This window comes from Streptomonospora mangrovi (assembly GCF_027604915.1).
In the GTDB taxonomy this organism is placed as follows: Bacteria; Actinomycetota; Actinomycetes; order Streptosporangiales; family Streptosporangiaceae; genus Streptomonospora; species Streptomonospora mangrovi.
The window spans coordinates 120412-142880 of the sequence record NZ_JAJAQC010000012.1 but is presented as its reverse complement, the minus strand read 5'-3'; the positions used below and the strand labels follow the sequence as shown (position 1 = coordinate 142880).

At 75.9% G+C, this 22469-nt stretch carries 18 protein-coding genes; 11 read left to right on the top strand and 7 right to left on the bottom strand.

Going from position 1 to position 22469, the window contains the following annotated elements:
- The first annotated feature begins 102 nt into the window (after nt 1-102).
- Nucleotides 103-882, top strand: a complete 780-nt coding sequence (gene ppgK, locus LG943_RS09540) for a polyphosphate--glucose phosphotransferase (RefSeq protein ID WP_270071857.1) — start codon at nt 103-105, stop codon at nt 880-882.
- Between the two features lie 124 nt (nt 883-1006).
- On the opposite strand, the gene LG943_RS09535 is transcribed toward ppgK, so the two are convergent.
- On the bottom strand, nt 1007-1372 hold the full coding sequence (locus LG943_RS09535; RefSeq protein ID WP_270071856.1) for a hypothetical protein: 366 nt from the start codon (nt 1370-1372) through the stop codon (nt 1007-1009).
- Nucleotides 1373-1536: 164 nt separating this feature from the next.
- Between LG943_RS09535 and LG943_RS09530 the strand changes: the two genes are divergently transcribed.
- Nucleotides 1537-2802 (top strand): helix-turn-helix domain-containing protein, encoded by a 1266-nt coding sequence (locus LG943_RS09530; RefSeq protein WP_270071855.1) that lies wholly within the window; start codon nt 1537-1539, stop codon nt 2800-2802.
- Between the two features lie 63 nt (nt 2803-2865).
- Nucleotides 2866-3339, top strand: a complete 474-nt coding sequence (locus LG943_RS09525) for a hypothetical protein (RefSeq protein WP_270071854.1) — start codon at nt 2866-2868, stop codon at nt 3337-3339.
- A 12-nt stretch (nt 3340-3351) separates the two neighbouring features.
- Here the strand turns inward: LG943_RS09525 and LG943_RS09520 are convergent, their stop codons facing one another.
- A complete protein-coding gene (locus LG943_RS09520; RefSeq protein WP_408648575.1) occupies nt 3352-4437 on the bottom strand; it encodes a site-2 protease family protein in 1086 nt (361 codons plus the stop codon).
- Between the two features lie 376 nt (nt 4438-4813).
- Here LG943_RS09520 and LG943_RS09515 point away from each other — a divergent pair, with 376 nt between their 5' ends.
- The 6 genes from LG943_RS09515 to LG943_RS09490 all read left to right on the top strand — a co-directional run bounded on the left by LG943_RS09515 (nt 4814) and on the right by LG943_RS09490 (nt 13281).
- Entirely contained in the window at nt 4814-5638 is an 825-nt protein-coding gene (locus LG943_RS09515; protein WP_270071852.1) for a RecB family exonuclease, read from the top strand.
- Between the two features lie 80 nt (nt 5639-5718).
- Entirely contained in the window at nt 5719-7086 is a 1368-nt protein-coding gene (locus LG943_RS09510) for a sensor histidine kinase (RefSeq protein ID WP_270071851.1), read from the top strand.
- Nucleotides 7087-7268: 182 nt separating this feature from the next.
- Nucleotides 7269-7946, top strand: coding sequence for a response regulator (locus tag LG943_RS09505; RefSeq protein ID WP_270071850.1), 678 nt, complete (start codon nt 7269-7271; stop codon nt 7944-7946).
- A gap of 162 nt (nt 7947-8108) precedes the next feature.
- Nucleotides 8109-8954 (top strand): ABC transporter ATP-binding protein, encoded by an 846-nt coding sequence (locus LG943_RS09500; RefSeq protein ID WP_270071849.1) that lies wholly within the window; start codon nt 8109-8111, stop codon nt 8952-8954.
- On the top strand, nt 8954-11503 hold the full coding sequence (locus LG943_RS09495) for an ABC transporter permease (protein ID WP_270071878.1): 2550 nt from the start codon (nt 8954-8956) through the stop codon (nt 11501-11503). Before LG943_RS09500 ends, LG943_RS09495 begins: the two co-directional genes overlap by 1 nt.
- 356 nt (nt 11504-11859) lie before the next feature.
- The gene (locus LG943_RS09490) at nt 11860-13281 is read left to right on the top strand and encodes a threonine/serine exporter family protein (protein WP_270071848.1); all 1422 of its coding nucleotides are present in this window, start codon (nt 11860-11862) and stop codon (nt 13279-13281) included.
- An 82-nt stretch (nt 13282-13363) separates the two neighbouring features.
- Here the strand turns inward: LG943_RS09490 and LG943_RS09485 are convergent, their stop codons facing one another.
- Both LG943_RS09485 and LG943_RS09480 read right to left on the bottom strand, forming a co-directional pair.
- Nucleotides 13364-14209 carry an EamA family transporter gene (locus LG943_RS09485; protein ID WP_270071847.1) on the bottom strand — a complete coding sequence of 282 codons (846 nt, stop codon included), beginning with the start codon at nt 14207-14209 and terminating at the stop codon, nt 13364-13366.
- 154 nt (nt 14210-14363) lie between these two features.
- A complete protein-coding gene (locus LG943_RS09480) occupies nt 14364-15026 on the bottom strand; it encodes a MarR family transcriptional regulator (RefSeq protein ID WP_270071846.1) in 663 nt (220 codons plus the stop codon).
- A 136-nt stretch (nt 15027-15162) separates the two neighbouring features.
- On the opposite strand from LG943_RS09480, the gene LG943_RS09475 reads away from it, so the two are divergent.
- Complete coding sequence (locus LG943_RS09475) at nt 15163-16305, top strand: NADAR family protein (protein WP_270071845.1); 1143 nt, start codon at nt 15163-15165, stop codon at nt 16303-16305.
- A gap of 424 nt (nt 16306-16729) precedes the next feature.
- Here the strand turns inward: LG943_RS09475 and LG943_RS09470 are convergent, their stop codons facing one another.
- From LG943_RS09470 to LG943_RS09460, 3 genes are all read right to left on the bottom strand, one after another.
- Nucleotides 16730-17386 (bottom strand): LutC/YkgG family protein, encoded by a 657-nt coding sequence (locus LG943_RS09470; RefSeq protein ID WP_270071844.1) that lies wholly within the window; start codon nt 17384-17386, stop codon nt 16730-16732.
- A gap of 553 nt (nt 17387-17939) precedes the next feature.
- Complete coding sequence (locus LG943_RS09465; protein WP_270071843.1) at nt 17940-19625, bottom strand: LUD domain-containing protein; 1686 nt, start codon at nt 19623-19625, stop codon at nt 17940-17942.
- Nucleotides 19622-20344, bottom strand: coding sequence for a (Fe-S)-binding protein (locus tag LG943_RS09460; protein ID WP_270071842.1), 723 nt, complete (start codon nt 20342-20344; stop codon nt 19622-19624). The genes LG943_RS09465 and LG943_RS09460 overlap by 4 nt, the downstream gene beginning before the upstream one ends.
- 1237 nt (nt 20345-21581) lie before the next feature.
- Here LG943_RS09460 and LG943_RS09455 point away from each other — a divergent pair.
- Nucleotides 21582-22328, top strand: a complete 747-nt coding sequence (locus LG943_RS09455; protein WP_270071841.1) for an endonuclease V — start codon at nt 21582-21584, stop codon at nt 22326-22328.
- The last annotated feature ends 141 nt before the right edge of the window (nt 22329-22469 follow it).

Genomic DNA, 22469 nt, shown 5'->3' with positions numbered 1-22469 from the left:
GACGCGCGCTCGCCCGCGCGGGCACGCCACAATTGGGACGGCGGGAGCGCGGCGGCGGACGCCTGCCGGGTCCGCGGACTTGATCGGAAGGACGGGATGATGATGGCGGTCACGAAACCGCAGGTCGGTCTGGGGATCGACATCGGAGGCAGCGGGGTCAAGGGCGCACCGGTGGACCTGGCCACCGGCACGTTCGTGGTGGACCGCGTCAAGCGGGCCACGCCCCAGCCCTCCACGCCGGCGGCCGTGGCCGAGGTCGTGGCCGAGATCGCGGCGGCCTTCCCCGAGCACGTCGACCCCTCGGTGCCGCTGGGGGTGACCTTCCCGGCCGTCATCCAGCACGGGGTCGCGCGCAGCGCGGCCAACGTCGACCGGTCCTGGATCGGCACCGACGCCGAGAAGCTGCTGGCCGAGGCCACCGGCCGGCGCGTCTACGTGCTCAACGACGCCGACGCCGCGGCGGTGGGCGAGCACCGCTACGGCGCGGCGCGCGGGGTCAGCGGGGTGGTGCTCATGACGACCCTGGGCACCGGGATCGGCACCGCGCTGCTGGTGGACGGCCGCCTGGTGCCCAACACCGAGTTCGGGCACCTGGAGATCGACGGGTACGACGCCGAGACCCGGGCCGCCGCCAGCGCCCAGGCCCGCGACGGCCTGACCTACGAGGTGTGGGCGCGCGAGCGCCTCCAGCGCTACTACGACGTGATCGAGAAGCTGCTGTCGCCGGACCTGATCGTGGTGGGCGGCGGGGTCAGCCGCGTCTCCGACGAGTTCCTCCCCCACCTCAAGCTCAACGCGCCGATCATCCCGGCCGAACTGCGCAACACCGCCGGGATCGTGGGGGCGGCGTGCCTGGCCGCCGAACGGTTCGGCGCGGAGTAGGCCGGCAAGCGGAGCAGGCCGGGAGCGGGTGCGCGGCAGGCCGGCGGGCGGGCGGGGTCGGTCGCCGGCCCGCGGCGGGCCGGCGCGGCTGTCCCGCCCGGGCGCGGGCCGGGCGGGACGGGCCTCAGGCGCCGGTGCGGGCGAGGACCCCGGCGATCCTGCGGGCGGCGTCGGCCGTGCGCGCCGCCGGAGCGAGCGGGGCGCGGTAGGGCGGGGGCACCGAGGGGTCGCCGTGCCAGTGCAGCCACCACCACAGGCGGCCCCGGTGGGGGCGCAGGACCGCCCGCTGGACGCGGGGGGCGCCGTCGCGGGCCACGGCCTCGACGGTGCCGATGACGCCGTCGACGCGCGCCTCGACCCCGCACGAGCGCAGTTCGGCGCGCAGGGCGTTGAGCGCCCGGACCCACAGCAGCTCGACCGGGGCGTTGTCAAGTCGGTGGCCGTGTGCGGCCAGGCCGGGGATGCCGGACGGCGGGGTCTCGACGGTCATCGGCGCTCCTGACTGTTCGGGGGTATCCCCAGCACCGGGGGGACTTTAGTCCCTTGAATCTGCCTCACCGACCGCCCTCGCGAACCCTTCCATGCATATTACGCATAGCAGTAATCCTCTCACTCATAGCCACCAAAACCAGGTCGTCACCCTAGCCTAGGCTCATGCCTCGACGTGACAGCGCTCTGCCGCGGGAATTCTGGGCGCGCCCCGACATCGCGGCCGCACTGGCCACCTGCGACCTCCCCGGGGTCCTGGAGGGGGTCCGCGCGGCCCAGGGGTGGTCGCAGCAGGAACTCGCCGCGGCCGTCGGCTACTCCCAGAGCTGGGTGTCGCGGGTGGTCAACCGGCAGCAGTCGCTCACCGTCGAGCAGGTCCGCGACCTCGCCGGACGGCTGGGGATCCCCATCCACCTCCTCCGGTTCGCGGACACCGCAGCGCCGGAGAGGGGGGCCGGTCCGACGAAGCGACGGGAATTCGGCAGGGTGATCACGGCGGCCGCGCTGGCGGTGCCGGTGGCGCCGCCGCCGGGGGACATCGGCGACCACACCGCGCCGACCCTGCGCGCCATCACCGGGGGGCAGCGGCGGCTGGACGCCTCCTGCCCCGCACGCGACCTGGCCGCGGGCGCCCGCGCCCACGTGGAGCTGACCGCGCGCACCCTGGCGCGGGCCCGGCGCACGCCCTTCGCGGCCGACATCGCCGCGGCGGCCGGCGAGGCCGCCGGGTTCGCCGCCTGGCTGCACGCCGACATGGACGACACCGGCACCGCGCGCGCCCACTACCGCTCCGCGGTGCGCGCCGCCCGCCTGGCCGGCCATCCGCTGCTGGGCGCCTACATGCTGGGCAGCCTGGCCTTCTTCGAGACCGACAACGGCGACGCCGCGGCCGGGCTGGAGCTGGCGGGCGAGGCCGGGCGGCTGGTGGGCGCCGGCGCCCACCCCACGGCCGCGGCGTGGCTGGCGTGCGTGCGGGCGGTGGCCCACGCGGCGCTGGGCGAGCCGCGCGCCGCCGACCGCGCGATCGCGGCGGCCGAGGCGGCGGTGGCCCGCCGCGACAACGCCGACCCGCCGTGGCCGTGGGTGTTCCCCTTCGACGCGGCCAAGGTGGCGGGCTACCGGGCGCTGGCGGCGGTGCGGCTGGACCGGCCCGCCGACGCCCGGCGCGCCTTCACCGAGGCGTTCGGTCAGGCGGCGCCCGCCGCCAAGCAGCGCGGGGTGCTGATGGTGGAGATGGCGCGCGCCCACCTCGCCGCCGGCGACGTCGACGAGGCGTTCCGGCTGGCCGGCGAGGCGCTGGACGTCGGCCTGCGCCACGGGTCGGACCGGCTGGTCTCGCGGGTGCGCGGCCTGCGCCGGAGCTACCGGGGCGCCCCGGCGCGCTGCCTGGGCGACCTGGACGACCGGCTGGCCGACGCGCTGGCGCTGTAGGCGGCGCGACCGGGGGTAGACCTCCGGCACACCCGGGGCGGACGACGCAGGAGGAGGCGACGGATGCGGCGAGTGGCGATCACGGGGCACCGCGGACTTCCGGCGGAGGTGGAGCGCGCCGTGGCGGCGGACCTCCGCGAGCGGCTGGGGCGCGTCACCGGGCCGGTGACGGGCCTGTCGTGCCTGGCCGACGGAGCCGACACGCTGTTCGCGCGGGCGGTGCTGGAGCGCGGCGGCGCGCTGGAGGCGGTGGTGCCGGCCGAGCGCTACCGCGAGGGGCTGCCGGCCGAGCACCGCCCGGTCTACGACACCCTGCTGGCGGCGTCGGTGCTGGTGCACCACCTGCCCCACGTGGAGTCCACTCCGGAGTCCCATCTGGAGGCCGGGCGCTACCTGGTGGAGCACTCCGACGAACTGGTGGCGGTGTGGGACGGGCAGCCGCCGCGCGGCCTCGGCGGCACGGCCGACATCGTGGACTACGCCCGGCGGCAGGGCCGCGCGGTGACGGTCGTCTGGCCCGAGGGAGCGCGGCGCTAGCCGGCGCGGGGGTCAGCGGCGGGTGAAGGCGGCCTCGACGTCGGCGGTGCGCAGCACGCCCATGGCGGTGCCGTCGTCCTCCACCAGGAGGTACTCCGAGGCGGGGTGGGCGCGCATCGCGTCGAGGAGGTCCTCGCCCTCCAGTCCGGCGCGCACCACGGCGCCGCGCGTGATGGCGCGCGCCACGCTGGAGACCGGCACCCAGGGGCGCCGGGCCTCGGGCACGGCGGCGGCGGCCGCGGCGTTGACGATCGAGGTGGGCGTGCCGGCGGTGTCGGTGACCACGATGGCCCCGGCACCGGCCTCGGCCATACGGCGCTGCGCCTCGGCGACGGAGGTGTCGGCGGGCACGTGGACGGCCGCCGCCGCCATGGCGCGGGCCCGCAGGGTGGGCACGCGCTCGCGCAGCCGGGAGGCGCGCAGCGCCGAGCCGGCGCCCATCCAGATGAAGGAGGCCAGCAGCACGGCCCACAGCAGGCCGAAGAGGTTGGGCGAGGTGCCGTCGCGCAGGGCGAGGAGCACCGGCAGGGCCACGACGCACACGGCCAGCACCCGCCCGCCCCAGGCGGCGACGACCGTCCCGGCGGCGGGGCGCCGGGTCAGGCCCCACACGGCCGCGCGCACCATGCGGCCGCCGTCCAGCGGCAGGCCGGGCAGCAGGTTGAACACGCCGACCAGGAGGTTGGCCACCCACAACTGCCAGATCAGGACGCCCACGATGGTCTGGGGCTCGACGAACCAGTAGGCGACGAAACCGACGGCGGCCAGCACCAGCGACAGCAGCGGGCCGGAGAAGGCGATCAGGAACTCGCGGCCGGGGCTGCGGGCCTCGCGCTCGATCTCGGAGACCCCGCCGAGCATGTAGAGGGTGATGCGGCGGACGGGTAGGCCGAACATCCGGGCCACCACGGAGTGGGCGAGTTCGTGGATGAGCACGGAGACGTAGAGCAGGACCGCGAAGACGAACGCCACCAGGTAGGACGCCGGCCCAAGGGCGAGGGTGCGGTCGACCATGGGCTGGTAGAGCAGCGTGATGATGACGGCGATGACCAGCCAGGAGGGCGTCACGTAGACCGGGATCCCGAACGGGCGCGCCATCAGCCACCCCGAGCCCCGCTCAGGCGGCCGGGGGGTCGCGGGCGGCTCCGAGGAGGTGGTGTTGCCGTGTTCGGTCACGTGTTCAGGTTACGTGCTGTGAGTGAGGGCGCCGAGCGAGCGGAGTGGGGTCCGCCCCACGCGCAGCCCCCAACGCCGACCCCGCGCAGCAAGTGGGCCACCCGGATGAACCGCGAGCGGTGCGGGCGCACTCGGCGGTCGGCCCGGTCCGCCCGTTGGGGCGCGCGGGTCGCCCTCCCGAAGTGCCCCGAAAAAACTGCGGATTATGAGGGGAAATTAATCCACGGGTCCCCTCCCCCGCCTCCGGGGGCTGTGGACAGGGGATTTCGGCGTCCCTCCCGGCTCGTACTGTTGGAGCATGGATTCGCCGCCCGCCACCCCCTTGGTATCGGCGCTGTCGCCCTCCCGGGCCGCCGACTTCTTGCAGTGCCCCCTGCTGTTCCGGTTCCGCGTCATCGACCGGCTGCCCGAGAAGCCCAGCGCCGCCGCGCTGCGCGGCACCCTCGTGCACGCCGTGCTGGAGCGGCTGTTCGAGCTGCCCGCCGACACCCGCACGCCCCGCACCGCCCTGTCGCTGCTGGAGCCGCAGTGGGAGCGGCTGCGCGCCTCCCGGGCCGAGGCGGTGGCCGGGCTGTTCGCCTCCGACGAGGAGCTGGCGGCCTGGCTGGCCGAGGCGCGCACGCTGATCGGCCGCTACTTCGAGATGGAGCAGCCGCAGCGGCTCGAACCCCACAAGCGCGAGATGCGCCTGGACGTCACCCTGGCCTCGGGCCTGCGGCTGCGCGGCTACCTCGACCGCATCGACGTCGCGCCCACCGGCCAGATCCGCATTGTCGACTACAAGACCGGCAAGTCGCCGCAGCCGCGCTTCGAGCAGAAGGCGCGGTTCCAGATCTTCTTCTACGCGGTGATGCTCTGGCGCGAACTCGGCGAGATCCCCACCCGCCTCCAGTTGATGTACCTGGGCGACGGCGGCGTGCGCTGGTACGAGCCCACCGAGCAGGAGCTGCTGGCGGCCGAGGCCGAGATCCTGGGCATCTGGCAGCAGATCGAGGACACCGCCCGCTCGGGGGTGTGGGCGCCCCGGCGCAGCAGGCTGTGCGACTGGTGCGACCACCGCGAACGCTGCCCCGAGTTCGGCGGCACCCCTCCACCGATGCCCGATTCACTTCCAGTGGTGTAGCCGAAACTCATCCGGGCGTAGGAGGCCGAATCAACCGGGCGGAGGTCCGCGCGCGGCGGTCCCCCTTCTAGCGTTGACGTGTGAGGTCCACTCCCGCGCCGCCGAGGTCCCGCGCCGCCGGCGCCCGCCCGGCCGCCTCCGCCGCCGACCGCTTCTCCCCCGGTGCGTGCCGCGCTCACGCGCGCGCGGGCCTGGGACGTCCGGCGCCGCCGGGGCCGGCGCGCTCGCGGCTGCGCTCGGCGCTGCCCGCGCTGCTGACCGACGTGTTCATCGTGGCGGCGCTGGTGGTGTTGAACAGTTCGCTGGTGGAGCTGGCGCGGACCGTGCCGACCATGGCGCAGCTATGGGGCGAGTTCGCGGCCGGGCACGTCGGGGGCGCGCTGCTGGCGCTGACCATGCTGGCCCGCCGGCGCCTGCCCTTCACCGTGCTGCTGGTCCTGACGCTCGGCGGGCTGGTCGGCGACCACGCCCACGTCCTGGTGTGGGGCAGCGCGAGCCTGGGGATCGCGGTCGCCGCCTATTCGGTCGGGCGGTATCTGCCGCTGACGCGCGCCCTGATCGCGCTGGGCACCGGTGTGGCCGTCAACGTGCTGGCGACCACGCTGAGCCCCGCCCAGGCGGGCGACCCCGGGGAGCCGTGGTGGATCAACCAGGGGTTCTACCTGGGGTGGATCCTGGCGGCGTGGTGGGTGGGCCGCCTGGTGCGCATGCGGGCCTTCCACATGGAGGAGCTGGCCACGCGCGCCGAGCGCCTGGAGCGGGCGCGCGACGCCCACACCCGCGCCGTGCTGGCCGAGGAGCGCGGCCGCATCGCCCGCGAGCTGCACGACGTGGTGGCCCACCATGTCAGCGTCATGACGGTGCAGGCCACGGCGGGGCGCCGGGTCATCGACCGCTCCCCCGAGCGGGCGCGGCAGACGCTGGTGGAGATCGAGGAGACCGGGCGCCAGGCCATGGCGGAGATGCGGCGCATCGTGGACGTGCTGCGCACGACCGAGGCCGACGCGCCCGACCGGGGGCCGCAGCCGGGCCTGGCGGGGCTGGCCGAGCTGGTGCAGCAGGTCCGCGACACCGGGACGCGCACGGAGCTGCGCGTGGTGGGCGATCCGCCCGAGCTGTCGCCGGGCCTGGAGCTGACCCTGTACCGGATCGTGCAGGAGTCGCTGACCAACGTGCTCAAGCACGCCGGGCGGGGTGCGCGGGCGGCGGTGGAGGTGCGGTTCACGCCGGAGTCGGTGGAGGTGGCGGTGACCGACGAGGGGGCGCCGCCGGGCGCCGAGGGCGAGCCGGCGGGGGCCCCGCGCGCCACCGACGAGCCGGGGCACGGCCTGGTCGGGATGCGTGAGCGGGTGGCGCTGTACGGCGGCGACCTGGTCACGGGTCCGCGCGCGGGCGGCGGGTTCGAGGTGCGGGCGCGGCTGCCGCTGGACCGGCGTGGCCAGGGCTGAGCGCCCGGGGGCGGCCGGCCGCCGGGCGCCGCCGGGCGCCGCCGGGCGGCCGGTTGTGGCCGGGGGCGGGAGGTGGGTGCGCCCGGTGCGCGGCCGGGGGGGGGCCGGGGGGGGGGGGGTGGGGGGGGCGGGGGGGGGGGGGGGGGGTCGGCGGGGGTCGCGGAGTCGGCCAGAATCTGATCATGTCCATCCGCGTCCTGCTGGTCGACGACCAGCCGCTGCTGCGCACGGGTTTCCGCCTCATCCTGGAGTCGGAGCCGCAGATCTCGGTCATCGGCGAGGCCGCCGACGGCCACGCCGCCGTCGCCGACACCAAGCGCCTCCTGCCCGACGTGGTGCTGATGGACATCCGCATGCCGGGCAAGGACGGCATCGACGCCACGCGGGAGATCCTGGAGTGGGCGGCGGGCGCCGGCCAGCAGGTGCGGGTGCTGGTGCTGACCACCTTCGACCTGGACGAGTACGTGGTGGAGGCGCTGCGGGCCGGCGCCAGCGGGTTCCTGCTCAAGGACGTGCCGCCCGACGAGCTGGCGGGCGCGATCCGGGTGGTCTCCGACGGCGCGGCGATCGTGGCGCCCACGATCACCCGGCGGCTGCTCGACCGGTTCGCCCACCACCTGCCGACCACGCGGGAGCGGCCCGAGCCGCGTATGGAGCTGCTGACCGAGCGCGAGCGCGAGGTGCTGCGGCTGCTGGCGCGCGGGCTGTCCAACGCCGAGATCGCCCGGCGGCTGGTGGTCAGCGAGACCACCGTCAAGACGCACGTGGGCAACGTGCTCACCAAGCTGGGGCTGCGCGACCGCGTCCAGGCGGTGGTGCACGCCTATGAGACGGGGATCGTGCGCCCGGGCGAGGAGTAGGGCGCCGGAGGCGGGGCGCGCCGAAGGGCGCGGGTTTTCCACATCCCTCCATTGAGGGATGCGCTCGGGGGCCGGCGCCGTCTAGCTTCGAGCTGAGAAACGCGGTGCGGGCGCTGTGCGCGCACCTCGGCGCCCGACCTCAGCCGGAGAGGACGGTCTGTTGTGACCCTCACCGCTCCCACCACCCCCGACCTGCTCGCCGCCGGCCACCCCGGCGACCTCGCCGCCTACGCCGACCAGGTCAGCAAGGTCTACGGCCGCGGCGACTCCCGCGTGGCGGCGCTGGACGGCATCACCCTGGGCGTGCCCAAGGGCCGGTTCACCGCGATCATGGGTCCGTCGGGGTCGGGCAAGTCGACCCTGATGCACTGCCTGGCCGGGCTGGACCGCGTCACCTCGGGCCGGGTGGTGCTGGGCGGCACCGACCTCACCCGGCTGGGCGAACGCGCCCTGACCCGCCTGCGGCGCGACCGCGTGGGGTTCGTCTTCCAGGCGTTCAACCTGGTGCCCACCCTCACCGCGCTGGAGAACATCACCCTGCCCGCCGACATCGCCGGGCGGCGCCTGGACCGCGCGTGGCTGGACGAACTGGTCGACTCCGTGGGCCTGCGCGACCGGCTGCGGCACCGCCCCTCGGAGCTGTCGGGCGGCCAGCAGCAGCGGGTGGCGTGCGCGCGGGCGCTGGCGGCGCGGCCCGACGTCGTCTTCGCCGACGAACCCACCGGCAACCTCGACTCCCGCTCCGGGCGCGAGGTGCTGGGCCTGCTGCGCGACTCCGCGCGGCGCACCGGGCAGAGCGTCGTCATGGTCACCCACGACCCCTCGGCGGCGGCCTACGCCGACCTCGTCGTCTTCCTGTCCGACGGCCGGGTGGCCGGCCAGCTCGCCGACCCCGACCAGAACACCGTGCTGGAGCGCATGAAGCACCTGGACGGCGCCGGCGGCCCCGCCGCCTCCGCTCCCGCCGACCCCGCCTCCTCCGGCGGCCCCGGGGGTGGGCGGCCGTGATGATGCTGCGGCTCACCCTGCGCGGCCTGGCCGCCCACCGGCTCCGATTCCTGCTGACCGGCTTCTCGGTGGTGCTGGGCGTGGCGTTCGTTTCGGGCACCCTCATCCTCACCGACACCATGGACCGCGCCTTCACCCGCATGTTCGAGGGCATGGACGCCGACATCGCGGCCGTGGTCCGCCCCCAGCAGGAGTTCGCCCAGGGCTTCGCCGCCCAGGCCGACCCCGCGACCCTGCTGCCCGACCACCTCGCCGACGACCTCGCCGAGGTCGAGGAGGTCCAGGCGGTCTACCCCATGGCCGAGGGCACCGCCGCCGTGCTCGGCCGCGACGGCGAGGAGATCGGCGGCCAGGGCCCGCCGCAGGTCGGCACCACCTGGCACGACCGCCCCGGCTCGGGCAGCGAGATCGTGGGCGGGCGCGGCCCCCGGGGCGGCGGCGAGTTCGTCCTGGACCAGGGCAGCGCCCAGGCGGCCGGGTTCTCCGTGGGCGATGAGGTCACGGTGCGCGCCGGCGGCGAGGAGCGCGACATGAGGCTGGTGGGGGTGTTCCGCTCGGGCCAGTTGGGCAGCACGGCGGGCTCCACCGTGGCCGCCTTCGACCTGCCCACCGCGCAGCGGCTGCTGCTGGGCGACCCCGACCGGGTCAACGCCTACTACCTCGACGGCGTGCCGGGCAAGTCGCAGTGGCAGATCGCCGACGCCGCGGCGCCGCTGCTGGAGCCGGGCATGGAGTCGCTGCCCATGGACATCGTCCGCGACGAGCAACTCGGCCCCATGCGCGAGGTCCTCGACTACTTCGGGGTGTTCCTGCTGACCTTCGCCGGGATCGGGCTGTTCGTGGGCTCGTTCCTGATCTTCAACACCTTCGCCATGCTGGTGGCCCAGCGCGGGCGCGAACTCGCGCTGCTGCGGGCCATCGGCGCGAGCCAGGCGCAGGTGCGCGGCGCGATCACCGGCGAGGCGCTGGGGGTGGGGCTGGCGGGCTCGGGGCTGGGGCTGGCCGGGGGCGTCGGACTGGCCTGGGCCATGCTCGCGGCGGTCGAGGCGCTGGGCATCGACCTGCCCGACACCGGGCTGCGCGTCACCCCGCTCACCGTGGCGGCGGCGTTCCTGGTGGGCACCGGGGTGACCGTGCTGGCGGCCTACGCGCCGATCCGGCGCGGCACCCGGATCCCGCCGGTGGCGGCCATGCGCGACGACCTCGGCAGCGCGGTGGCGCCCTCCACCGGGTGGGGGCGGGCGGCGGCCGGGCTGCTGGCGCTGCCGGGCGGGGCGGCGCTGATCTGGGCGGGAGTGCGCGATCCCGCCGCCGAGGCGGCGCCGTGGCTGGTGGGGTCGGGCGCCGGGGTCGGTTTCCTGGCGGTGGCGCTGCTGATGCCGCACGTGAGCCGACCGCTGATCGCGCTGATGGCGGCGCCGTTCCCGGCGGTGTTCCGCATCGCCGGGCGCCTGGGGCGCGACAACGCCGTGCGCAGCCCCCGGCGCACGGCCGCCACCGCCACGGCGCTGATGATCGGCCTGGGGCTGGTCGCCACGATCGCCACGCTGAGCGCGTCGGCCTCGCGGTCGGTCGACGTCGAGATCGACGAAGCGCTGGGGGCCGATTACATCGTCACCACCGACAGCCCCACCGAGACCGTGCCCGAGGACGCCCTGGAACGCCTGCGCGGCGTGGCGGGGGTGGACGCCGTGGTGCCGATGCGCATGGGCCAGGCCCAGGTCGGCGGCGAACCCGCGATCACCGTCTCGGCCGACCCCGGCGGTCTGGAGCGCACCGTGAGCATGGAGGTCGTGCGCGGCGCGGCGGGGTTCGACGGCGAGGGGTTCATGGTGGCCGAGAGCGTCGCCGACCGCCGGGGCTGGCGGGTGGGGCGCGAGGTCCCCTTCGTGTTCCCCGACGGCGGCGAGGCCCGCCTCGAACTCCAGGGCGTCTACACCGCCTCCCAGGCGATGCGGTCGGACTACCTGGTCTCCCCCGCCGCCTACCGGGCGCACTTCCCCCAGGACCTCACCATGGGCGTCTACCTCACCGCCGACACCCCCTCGCCGCGGGTGCGCGAGGCGGTCGACACCGCGCTTGAGGAGCACTCCGCGCTGGAGGTGATGGACCGCGGCGAACTCAAGGACCGCAACCGCGAGAACCTCGCCCTGCTCACCAACACCATCTACGCGATGCTGCTGCTGTCGATCGTGATCGCCGGGCTGGGCATCATCAACACGCTGGCGCTGGCCACCGCCGAGCGGGTCCGCGAGATCGGGCTGCTGCGGGCGGTGGGCCTGTCCCGGGTGCAACTGCGGCGCATGATCCGGCTGGAGGCGGTGGTGATCGCACTGCTGGGCGCGGTGGTGGGGGTGGGCATCGGCCTGGTGTTCGCCTGGGCGCTGCAACAGGTGCTGGCCGAACGCGGGGTGACGGTCCTGGAGGTGCCCACCGGCCAGCTCGTGGGGCTGCTGGGCCTCGCGGTGGTGATCGGGGTGCTGGCCGCCCTGTGGCCCGCGTGGCGGGCGTCCCGCATGGACGTCCTGCGCGCGATCGCGACCGAGTAGCCGCCGCCCGGGCCGGGCCGGCCGCGTCCGAGCGCGCGGCGGGCGGTCCCCCGCCGCCGTCGCCTCCGCGACCGACCGGCTACGCTCAGCGGTCGAGGGACCGGCGCCGCCCGGCGGCGCCCCGGTCGCGGCCACGGGCGGGGCCGCCCTCCACCGGCGCCACTCGGACCGCCGCGCTGCTGCCCAATCAGCGGCCGGCCTGCGACGATGGCCGGTGACGGACCTCACCGGTGGACGTGGCGCGCCAACGCCAACCGGTGCCGCGACCGGGGCGTCTCACGCGTGGCCGCGGCCAGACCGCCGCGGCCGCGCATCCGCCGGCCCGCACACCACGGAGGAGGTGGCCACCCCAGGCCATGGCCCAGGACCCGCGACCCGCACCGCTGAACGACGCCAACCTGCTGAGCCGACTGCGGGACTGGAGGGCGGCGCGCGAGTCGGAGATGCACGCCGACCTCTTCGACGAGGCGGTGGAGCTGCCCGACCCGCGCGCGCTCGACCTCGTGCTGCGGGTGGGCGAACTGCTGCTGGCCAGCGGTGAGAGCACCGAGGTGGTCAGCGAGTCGATGCTGAGCCTGTCGGTGGCCTTCGAGCTTCCGCGCGCCGAGGTGTCGGTGACCTTCACCGCCATCACCCTGTCGACCCACCCCGGCGGCGACCAGCCCCCGATCACCGGCGAGCGCGTGGTGCGCCGCCGCACACTGGACTACTTCCGCGTCAACGAGCTGCACACCCTGGTGCAGGACGCGGCGCTGGGCGCCGTGGAACTGGAGGGCGCCATCGCCCGGCTGCGCGCCATCAAACGCGCCCGCCCGCCCTACCCCAACTGGCTGATCGTCACCGGGTTCGGGCTGATCGCCTCCAGCGCCAGCCTGATGGTCGGCGGGCAACTGCTGGTGGCCGGCGCCGCGTTCCTGGCGACGGTGCTGGGCGACCGCGCCTCGGCGTTCCTGGCGCGGCGCGGCGTCGCGGAGTTCTACCAGATGACGGCGGCCACCGTGGTGGCGTCGTGCATCGGGGTGGCGCTGCTGTGGGCCAGCGACCGCATGGACCTCAACCTCCAGGCGGGCGCGGTCATCACCGGCAACATCATGGCCCTGCTGCCGGGCCGCCCCCTGGTCTCCAGCCTCCAGGAGGCCATCGCCGGCAGCTACGTCTCCTCCTCTGCGCGGCTGCTGGAGGTCTTCTTCACCCTGGGCGCGATCATCTCCGGGGTGGGCGCGGTCGCCTACACCGCCGTGCGGCTGGGCGTCAACGTCAACCTGGAGGACCTGCCGGGCGCCGACGCGTCGGTGGCGCTGCCGGTGCTGATCGGCGCGGCGGGGATCGCCATGGCCTTCGCGGTGTCGCTGACGGTGCCGCCGCGCATGCTGCCCTGGATCGGCGTCATGGGCGTGATGATCTGGGTGATCTACGCCGGTGTGCGCGCCTTCCTGGACGCGCCGCCGATCCTGGGCACGGTGGCCGGCGCGGTGGCGGTCGGCGTGGTCGGCCACGCCCTGGCCCGGCGCACCCACCGGCCGGTGCTGCCCTACGTAATTCCGGCGATCGCCCCGCTGCTGCCGGGCAGCGTCCTCTACCGGGGGCTGCTGGAGATCACCCTCAACCAGCCCGTGGAGGGCCTGCTGAGCCTGTCGGAGGCCGTGGCCATCGGCCTGGCCCTGGGCGCCGGGGTCAACCTGGGCGGCGAACTCGTCAGAGCCTTCCAACGCGGCGGCCTGGCCGGCGCCGGCCGCCGCAGCCGCCCCGCCGCCCGCCGCAGCCGAGGCGCCGTCTAAGCCGGCGGCGGGAGTATCGAGCGTTCAGACCGATCCCCCAAACAGAGGCAGGGGGCTGGGGCGCCACCCGGCGGTGGGTGGTTCACCCGGTCGACAGCAGGGCCACCGCCGCCGCCGCGCCCACGAGCCCGGCGACCTGCGGGGGTGCCACGCGCTCGCGCAGCACAGCGACGCCCAGCAGCACCGGGATCGCGGGGTAGAAGGAGGCGAGGACCACGGCGACCACCATGAGCCCGTCGTGGGCCGCCAGCAGGTAGAAGACCAGGGCGACGGCGGCGACCACCCCCAGCGCGCCCGCCGCGAGCGCGTCGCGGGCGCTCATACGCAACCGCGAGAGCGCGGGCAGCACCAGGGGCAGCACGGTCAGCACGGCGGTCACCCGCCCGGCCGCCACCGGCCAGATCCCCGCGTCCGGCCCGGCCTGGGCCAGGGCCACGTACTGCACGGCCACGCCCACCCCGGCCACCAGCGCGTCCACGGCGGCGGCCGTCCGCGCGGAGTCCACCGGACCGCCCCCGCCGCCCGGGCGCGCCACCAGCCACAGCGCGGGAGCGGCAGCCGCGATCCCGACCCAGGCAAGCGCCGTGGGCCGGTCGCCCAGCAGCAGCACCCCCACGAGCACGGGCAGCGCCACTCCGCTCACCGCCGAGACGGGGACAACGACGGTCATCGCCCCGCGGGTGAGCCCCCGGAACAGGAAGACCATGCCCACGCCGGTGCCCACACCGGAGAGGGCGCCCCAGGCGAGATCGGTCAGGCCGGGCGCACCGCCCGGCACCAGCGGCGCGGCGGCCAGCGCGGCAAGCAGCCCACCCGCCTGCCCCAGCAGGGCCACGGCGGCGAAGTGCGCCCGCCGCGCCAGGAGGCCGCCGCCGAAGTCCACGACGCCGTAGCAGCAGGCCGAGGCCAGCGCGAGGACGGTACCCATCAGCACTCACCCCCGCCCCCGGCACGGCGAGTGCCGCGGCCCGCCGGACGGCGGCGGCGCAGCCCGGTATCCCGGCGGCAGGGGCCGGTGCTCCAGGGGTAGAGTCCGGTGCGCACCAGGGGCGGTCGGGGCACCGGCCGCGCGCGGCGGGCCGTCATGAGGGGGCCTCCCCACCACCGCCGCCGGAAGGCGGAGCGCCGGGAGCCGTCCCCTCGCGGCCACTCCCCCGCGTGTCGCCGTCCCCGCCTCCCCCGGCGTTAGCGCCGTCCTCGGCGGTCGGCTCGGCGGCGGGCCGTGCCGCCTGAGCCTCGCGGTCGGCCTGGCCGACCGGGCATACGGCGTCGCGCACGCAGGCGGCGCGGTCGCACAGGCGGCACAGCAGGTCCGGGTCGCCGACGTCGCCGTAGAGGCGCCGCAGCAGCTTGGCGAGGAGTCCGGCAAGGGCTGCCTGCTCGTCGGCGTCGAGCACCGACACCACGTCGTTCAGCGGCCGACCGCGCGCGGCGAGAAGCCGGCGCGCCGTCGCCTCCCCCGCAGCCGTGCAGACGATCGCGACCAGCCGCCCGACACCGGGGCGCCGCTCCGCCAGCCCTTGCCGCTCCAGCGAGTCGACCATCCGGGCGGCGGCGGGCTGGGAGAGCCCCACCCGGCGCCCCAGCTCCGTGACGCTGATCCCCGGGGCGGCGGTGAGCACCACCAGCGCCGCGGCGCCGCTCGCGCTCACCCCGGCGGCGCCGGTGGCCCCGGCCAGCGCCATGTCCGTGACGGCGAGCGCCGTCGCACCGAGCAGGTTCGCGAGCCGATCGACATCATGCATGAATCATGCATAACAGCACTGCGTGATCACCGCAATACCCCCGCCCGGTGCCGCCGCCCCGCAGGCGCCGCGCCCAGCGCGGTTCGCCGCCGGACCGGGGCCTGCCCACCCGGGGCCCGCCCAGTACCCTGCGCCCATGAGATGGCGGAGCCCCACCCACCGCACGGTGGCCGGTCAGCGGATCGACGGCGCCTGGTGCCACGTGTGGCTGCGGCGGGCGGGCGGCACCCACGCCGTGGAGGACCTGCTGGCGTTCGCCGACGGCACGATCCACTGCGGCCGCTCCACCGACCTGGCGGGGCTGCGCCGCATGCTGGAGTCCGGCGAGATCGCCCTCACCGACCCCGCCGCCGACCACTCCCCCGCCGGGGGCACCGGGCAGCGGGGATGGCGGTCACGCGCCCCCGAACCGCTCACCCCCGAGGGCTTCCTGCTCGACGTCGCCGACCGGATCGAGGCGCTCGCCGGCCGGCCCACCGCCGCCGACCGCTGCTGGGCGGCGATCCGCGACTACCTGCGCGACCCCGTCGAAGCGCGCCGCCAAGAGGTGCGCGCCGCCTACCTCGCCGTACCGCCGCACCGGCGCGTCTACGTGCTGGGCGACATGGACGCCCAGGACCGGCCCCTGCGGATCCTCACCGCCGACCTCGGCACGGTGCTCGGCGGCGACGGCCCGGTGGCGACCGAGGAACTGCGCCGCGAGGCGCACGAGTACTTCACACAGACCGAGGAGGCGGTCGAACGCGAACGGAGGCAGCGCGCCGTCCAGCACGCCGACGACCCGCCGCAGCCGCCGCCCCCGGCGGTAACCCTGAACCAGACGGTGTTCCCGAGCGGGTGGCCCGACCGGCTCGGCACGTTCGCGCTGCGCAACGACTACCCCGCGCCCATCGACGTCGAGGGCGAGGTCTACCCCTCGGTCCAGCACGCCTACTGGGCGCTGTCCACGGCACAGGCCGCCGACCGGACCCGCGTGCGCGAGGCGCCCTCGACCCGGGAGGCCCAGGAGCGCGGCGGCCGGGCGCGTCGGCGCCCTGACTGGCCGGCCGTGCGCCTGGCCGTGATGGCGGACCTGCTGCGCGCAAAGTTCACCCAGCACCCCGACCTCGCCGAGGTGCTGCTCTCGACCGGCGAGGCGCCCATCAGCTACACCGGTTTCTCCGACTCCCCGTACTGGCTGGACGACCCCGACGGCCGGGGCCGCAACTGGATGGGCCGCCTCCTCGAACTGGTCCGCGCCGAACTCCGCCTCCGGCCCCCCGGCCCGCCCGCCCCCTGACCGACCCGCGGGACAGCTCCCGTCGCGGGACGGCGCGCGGTCCCCATGCCTGGCAGGCGAACACGTCCCACATTCGACGCACACCAAGCAACGGGACCCGGCACCCGCACGCACACGACGGCCTCGACGGCGCCCCTGGCGTATATCGATGCCCCCGCGCCACTCGCACCGCCCGGAAGGCCCGCGCGACGGCTACGCGCCGCATCGCCCACCGGCACCCGGACAGCGACGTTCCCCGTGGCGGGGACGTCGCGCGGTCCCCATGCCCGGCAGGCGAGCACGTCCGTCATTCGACGCGCACCGAGCCATGAGGGCGGACGCCGCCCTTTTCGCCGTGCTCCCCGGCGGATTCGGCGGCGTTCGAGGAGGATTCGGACAGGGGTCGGGGGATACGGACAGCGGCGGACCTGGCGCCGCTTTTCGGTCAGCCGACGATGACCACGTCCACGCGCTGCGGACCGTGCACGCTGCCCACCGCCACCCCGTCGACGGCCGTGGTCGAGGTCAGGCCGGTCAGCCAGGTGGTGGGGCGTGCCGGATCGAGTTCGGCCAGGGCGGCGGCCATCGTGTCCACGATCTGGCCCGACTCCACCACGCACAGGTGGCGGGCGGGCAGCAGGGACAGCGCGCGGCGGCCCTGGCCGATACCGCCGTCGAAGACCAGGGTGCCGGTGTCGGCCACGGCCAGCGCGCAACGCGTGACGGCGGCGCCGGCGCTTTCGATCGCCCGTGCCGACAGCGGCGCGTGCGGCGGGTCGTCACGCATGGCCCACACGCCGTCGAGGTCCGACAGCCAGATGGACGACAGGTCGCGCGGCACCACCACCCGGCGCACCCCGTAGCCCCACAGCGAGGAGGCGATCACCCTCGGCAGGTCGTCCAGGTCGGTCACGTGCTGCACGCCGATCCCGTGCCGGGCCAGGCGGTCGGTGAACAGCGCGACCGGGTCCCCGCCCTCGGCACCGGCCGCCGACCAGGCCGCCTCCGCGCCGGGCGGCGCCTCGGTCGGCCGTGCGGCGGCCGCAGCCCGCCGCACCCGCGCCAGGATCTGCGCCCGCGCGGGGTCACGCCCGTCAGCCATCACACCGCCTCGCTCCCCCACCCATCACTGGTCGTCCCCGTTCGGGCCGCCGCACCGGCGGCCGGTACTTCGCTGTCGGTCCGATACCTGCCGTACCGAAGCGCGCCGCCGCCATCAGCCGTCTCCACCTGCGACCCCGCACTGCCGCAGCGGTCGGCCGTTCCGCCCGGCCCGTCCCGCCGCCACCCAGCGCCCCTCGGCCTGCCTTCCGGCGTACCGCGCCGGCCACCGCCCAGGAGCCGGACTCGACTGACCGTCCCGTCGCCCGCGCCACCACCGGCCCGCCCCACGGATGCGCGCGCCACCGGATCCTGCGCCGCCGATCGCTGTACGGTACGCGCCGCACCGAAGCGCGCGGTGAGCACGGACTGTGCCGGCTGTGGCCCTGTTCTGCCGGGCCAATGCTCGACGTGCCTTCGCCGACCACCCGCAGCGCTCCGATCGGCCGTTTCGCCAGGTCCGCCACCCCGGCCCGCCCCCGATGAACCGCCCTGAGGCGCGGCCCCGGCGCGCGGCAATCCCGATACGCCGCCACCCATGCGGTCCCGGGCCGTCACGGCGTCCCGCCCTCACGGCCGTCCCCGGGATCCGCGAGGGGCGGTCCGCCCTCCATCGGATTCGGCGGTGCCGTGGGCTTTTCCGCCGGCGGGCGCTGTGCCGAGGCGCCGGGGCCAGCCCGGGGCGGGCGGATGGCCGCTCCCAGCAGGAGCGCCCGGCGGCGGCGCGCCCACCAGGCGCGGAAGGACTCCGCCGGCGGGACCGGGAAGTCGCGCGCCTCCGTCCAGCGCCCCAGCAGCCCCGGGAGCCGGCGCAGCCGACCCGAGCGCGCCAGCAGCCGCGCCCACCGCGACCCCGCCCGCTGCGCCCGCGCGAACCGCCGCTCCTCGGCCATCACCCACTCCGCGCTCTGCGCGGCCAGCGCCTCGGGCGTGGGCACCGCGTTGGCGCGGCGCTCATCAACCACCCGCGCCCGCAACTCCAGCAGGATCTCGGGGATGTCCACCCCCACCGGGCACACCTCGGCGCACGCCCCGCACAGGGTCGAGGCGAACGGCAGCGACGCCTCCCGCGCCGAGGCGGTGCCCCGCAACTGCGGCGCCAGCGCCGCCCCGATCGGCCCGGCGTGCACCGACCCATAAGGCGCCGCACCCGTGCGCTCGAACACCGGGCACACGTCCAGGCACGCCGTGCACTGGATGCACCGCAGCGCCTGGCGACCCACCGGGTCGCCCAGGGTGGCGCTGCGCCCGGCGTCGACCAGCACCACATGCACCTCGTCAGGGCCGTCGCCCTCGACCGGCCCCGTCCAGGTCGAGACCACCGGCGCCTGCGCCGCCCCCGTGGCCGAGCGCGCCCACACCCGCGCCAGCACCGCGATGTCGGCCCACGCCGGCACCACCTTGTCGATCCCGGCCACCGTGATCAGCGCGCGCGGCATCGCCGCGCCCATCCGCACGTTGCCCTCGGTCTCCATCGCGACCACGCTGCCGGTCTCGGCCACCAGCGCGTTGGCGCCGGTGATGGCGGTCCCGGCCTCCAGCAGGGTCTCGCGCAGGTACTCGCGCGCCACCGCCACCAGCGCGCCCGGGTCGGCCCGCAGGTCGGTGGCCGCGCCCGGCAGCCGCCGCGCCAGGACCGCCCGCGCGCCCGCCCGGTCGTGGCGGCGCACCGTGCGCGACTCCGACTCGGGCGGTTCGTGGGCCAGCCCCGCGATGAGGTCGGCCACGGCGGTCTCGTGGACGGTGATCCCGGCGCGCAGCAGGTGGGCGTCCAGCCGCAGTTCCCCGGCCGTGGCCGAGGAGGACCGCACCGCGTCGCGGGCGCCGGTGCCCGCCGCGACACGCGCCACGATCCGGCCCGCCTCGGCCGCGTCGCGCGCCCAGTGCACGCGGGTGCCCGCCGCCTCGGCGCGCTTCTCGAACTCGGTGAGGTGGCGCTCCAGGTCGGCCAGCGCCCGCTCCCGCACGGCGGTGGCCGCGCGGCGCAGACCCGCCCAGTCGGGCTCGGCACGGCGCCCAGCACGGCGGTCGGCGCGCTGCTCGGCCGCCGCCGTGGCGCGCGAGGTGCGCGCGGCGCTCTGCCCCAGGCTGGCCCGCGCGGTGTCGGCGAACCGGGGCTCACCCGCGCGCGGGGAGCGCGGGCCGCGGCCCAGCAGGTGCCCCCACGGGTAGCCCGCACCGGGTGCGGGGGCGCCGCCCGCGCCACCCGCACCCGCGCCGGGCCGGGGCGCGGGGCTCACCGGGGCACCTCGCCGGTGTCGCTGGCCAGGATCTCGGCGAGGTGCAGGGTGCGCACGCCGCCGCGCAGCCGCGACATGGCCCCGCTGATCTGGGTCAGGCAGGCGTCGTCCACGGCGCACACGACCTCGGCACCGGTCTCGCCGATGTGGCGGACCTTGTCGGCGACGATCGCCACCGAGGTGTCGGCGTTCTTCCAGGCGAAGGTGCCGCCGAACCCGCAGCACTCCTCGGCGGCGGGGAGTTCGGCCAGTTCCAGGCCGCGCACGGCCCGCAGCAGCCGCAGCGGGCGGTCGCCGACCTTCAGAGCGCGCAGCGACTGGCAGGTGGGGTGGTAGGTGACGCGGTGGGGGAAGGTCGCGCCGACGTCGGTGACCCCGGCGACGTCGACAAGGAACTCGCTCAACTCCAGCACACGCGGCACCCGCGCCAGGCGGCGCTCGCGCTCGGCCAGGCGCGGATAGCCGGTACGCACCATGGCTGCGCAGGACGCCGAAGGGGTCACCACGAGGTCGCACCGGGCGAACACCGAGGCGAACCGCCCGGCCAGCGCGGCGGCCTCGCGGCGGTAGCCCGAGGTGTGGTGCGCCTGGCCGCAGCAGGTCTGCTCGCGCGGGAACACCACGTCGTAGCCGAGTCTTTCCAGGACGCGCACCGTGGCCCGCGCGGTGCCGGGGAAGAGGGTGTCGGTGAGGCAGGCGACGAATAGACCGATGCGCAACGCTGCTCCTTGCGCCCCAGCCGGGGCACGGGAAATGCCGGTGGCACAGCCGAACCCGGGCACCGGCCCGGATCCACGCGCTTCATCCTAGACACCCAGCGCCTCCCATGGCCGGGCTTTCCCCAAGCGCCCCACCAGCACATCGCCCACATCGCCCCAGTTCGGCGGCCTCGTCCCAGCCGAAGACTCCCACTACTCAGAGCCGAGCAGAGTCCGGCAACACGCAACGCGACTCGGAAGTGCGCCAGCACCATCCCCGCGTGCGCGGGGAGCACGTAGACGTCTCTGACCTTGCCGCAGTGCAGCAGGGACCATCCCCGCGTGCGCGGGGAGCACCCGTGCCACAGTTCTCCCGGCCCCTGGATCAGGGGGCCATCCCCGCGTGCGCGGGGAGCACTCGCCGTCGCGGATCTCGATGGTCTTGCCGTCGGGGCCATCCCCGCGTGCGCGGGGACCCCAGGCGCGGCGCCGCACCGCTGGTGGTGTCGTCGGGGCCATCCCCGCGTGCGCGGGGACCCCAGGCGCGGCGCCGCACCGCTGGTGGTGTCGTCGGGGCCATCCCCGCGTGCGCGGGGACCACGTTCCGGTGTTCGTGGAGGCGGTGCTGGGCGTGGGGCCATCCCCGCGTGCGCGGGGACCACATGAACGGCCGGTCGGGCGTGGGCAGGTACCCGGGGCCATCCCCGCGTGCGCGGGGACCACGTAAGCGGGGTAACATAAAACCTCGCATACTGAGGGCCATCCCCGCGTGCGCGGGGGCCACGCCGGAGAACGCCTCGGGCCAGTGCCCGGCCATGGGCCATCCCCGCGTGCGCGGGGGCCACACTGCATGACCTGTGGCTTCGTTGAGCCTATAGGTCGATTTCATTCACTTCCTCGGAAACCGACAAACGCACCCATTTGTCTAGTAACCGAGCGCCGACGACACCAGGCGTCTCGCCCTCAGTCGTGCGTTGTGGGTGCTTCGGGCACCCGCGACCAGTGGCGCCCCCGCTGGTCCGCGACGCGGCCGTGACCCGCAGGTGGCGCGCTTTTTCTCGCGGGGCGGCCGGTCTATGTTGTTCCATCACGTTCTGCCTGATCGCACCGACACCACCGATCCGGGGGCGGTGGTCGGGATAACGACAGGGCGCTGAGACAAGACGTGGGATCGGGTCACCCACCTCCACCCCCGGCGGGCGGCCCGATGACCGTCGACCCGACCGCACGACGGCGCGTTGGTTCTAAGCTTTTCCGCATGCGCACCCCCGACAGCGGTGGCTCCGCCGGGGTCGGCGATCCTGCCGACCGCCTTGCCCGCGATCTTGCTGACGTCGCTCTCGGCAGCGGGCCGCCCGCGACGGTCGAGGACGCGCAGGCGCTCCAGGAGCGCCTGGCGCCGCTGGTCCGGCAGGAGCCGCTGGACCTGGCGGGTGTCTCGCTGGTGGCCGGGCTCGATGTCGCCTACAGTCCCGGCGACGACCGACTGGCGGCGGCCGCCGTCGTGCTCGCCGCGCCCGACTGGACCGTCGTGGAGACCGCCACCGCCGTGTCCCGACCGCGCTTCCCCTACGTGCCCGGCCTCTTCGCCTTCCGCGAGGCGCCCGCCCTACTGGAGGCGGTCGCCGGTCTCCGCGCCGTCCCCGACGTCTGGGTGTGCGACGGCTTCGGCCTGGCCCACCCCCGCCGCTTCGGCCTGGCCTGCCACATCGGGCTGGCCCTGGACCGCCCGGTCCTGGGCGTGGGCAAGACGCCCTTCATCGGCCGGGCCGAGCCCCCCGCCGCCCCCCGGGGCTCCTGGAGCGACCTTGAGGACGGCGGCGAGGTGGTGGGCCGCTGCCTGCGCACCCGCGACGGCGTCAAGCCCGTCTACGTCTCCGTCGGGCACCGGGTGGACCTGGACTCCGCCACCGAACTGGTGCTGCGGCTGGCCCCGCGCTACCGCCTGCCCGAACCCGTGCGCGAGGCCGACCGGCACTGCCGCGCGCGCCTGGCCGCAGTGTGATCCCCGGTCAGACCCCCGGCCTGGTCCCTGGATTGATCCCCCGCCCGACCCCGGCCTGATCCCGAGTGTGATCCCCGCGCCGCCGCGCCGGTTGGTCTGCTGGCCGCAGTCGGCCAATACCGCTCCGTAGCGCACCGACAC

Coding starts and splice junctions, on each gene's coding strand:
- ppgK (WP_270071857.1), top strand. CDS start 103: ATGGCGGTCACGAAACCGCAGGTCGGTCTGGGGATCGACATCGGAGGC.
- LG943_RS09535 (WP_270071856.1), bottom strand. CDS start 1,372: ATGACCGTCGAGACCCCGCCGTCCGGCATCCCCGGCCTGGCCGCACAC.
- LG943_RS09530 (WP_270071855.1), top strand. CDS start 1,537: ATGCCTCGACGTGACAGCGCTCTGCCGCGGGAATTCTGGGCGCGCCCC.
- LG943_RS09525 (WP_270071854.1), top strand. CDS start 2,866: ATGCGGCGAGTGGCGATCACGGGGCACCGCGGACTTCCGGCGGAGGTG.
- LG943_RS09520 (WP_408648575.1), bottom strand. CDS start 4,437: ATGGCGCGCCCGTTCGGGATCCCGGTCTACGTGACGCCCTCCTGGCTG.
- LG943_RS09515 (WP_270071852.1), top strand. CDS start 4,814: ATGGATTCGCCGCCCGCCACCCCCTTGGTATCGGCGCTGTCGCCCTCC.
- LG943_RS09505 (WP_270071850.1), top strand. CDS start 7,269: ATGTCCATCCGCGTCCTGCTGGTCGACGACCAGCCGCTGCTGCGCACG.
- LG943_RS09495 (WP_270071878.1), top strand. CDS start 8,954: ATGATGCTGCGGCTCACCCTGCGCGGCCTGGCCGCCCACCGGCTCCGA.
- LG943_RS09490 (WP_270071848.1), top strand. CDS start 11,860: ATGGCCCAGGACCCGCGACCCGCACCGCTGAACGACGCCAACCTGCTG.
- LG943_RS09485 (WP_270071847.1), bottom strand. CDS start 14,209: ATGGGTACCGTCCTCGCGCTGGCCTCGGCCTGCTGCTACGGCGTCGTG.
- LG943_RS09480 (WP_270071846.1), bottom strand. CDS start 15,026: ATGCATGATGTCGATCGGCTCGCGAACCTGCTCGGTGCGACGGCGCTC.
- LG943_RS09475 (WP_270071845.1), top strand. CDS start 15,163: ATGAGATGGCGGAGCCCCACCCACCGCACGGTGGCCGGTCAGCGGATC.
- LG943_RS09470 (WP_270071844.1), bottom strand. CDS start 17,386: ATGGCTGACGGGCGTGACCCCGCGCGGGCGCAGATCCTGGCGCGGGTG.
- LG943_RS09455 (WP_270071841.1), top strand. CDS start 21,582: ATGCGCACCCCCGACAGCGGTGGCTCCGCCGGGGTCGGCGATCCTGCC.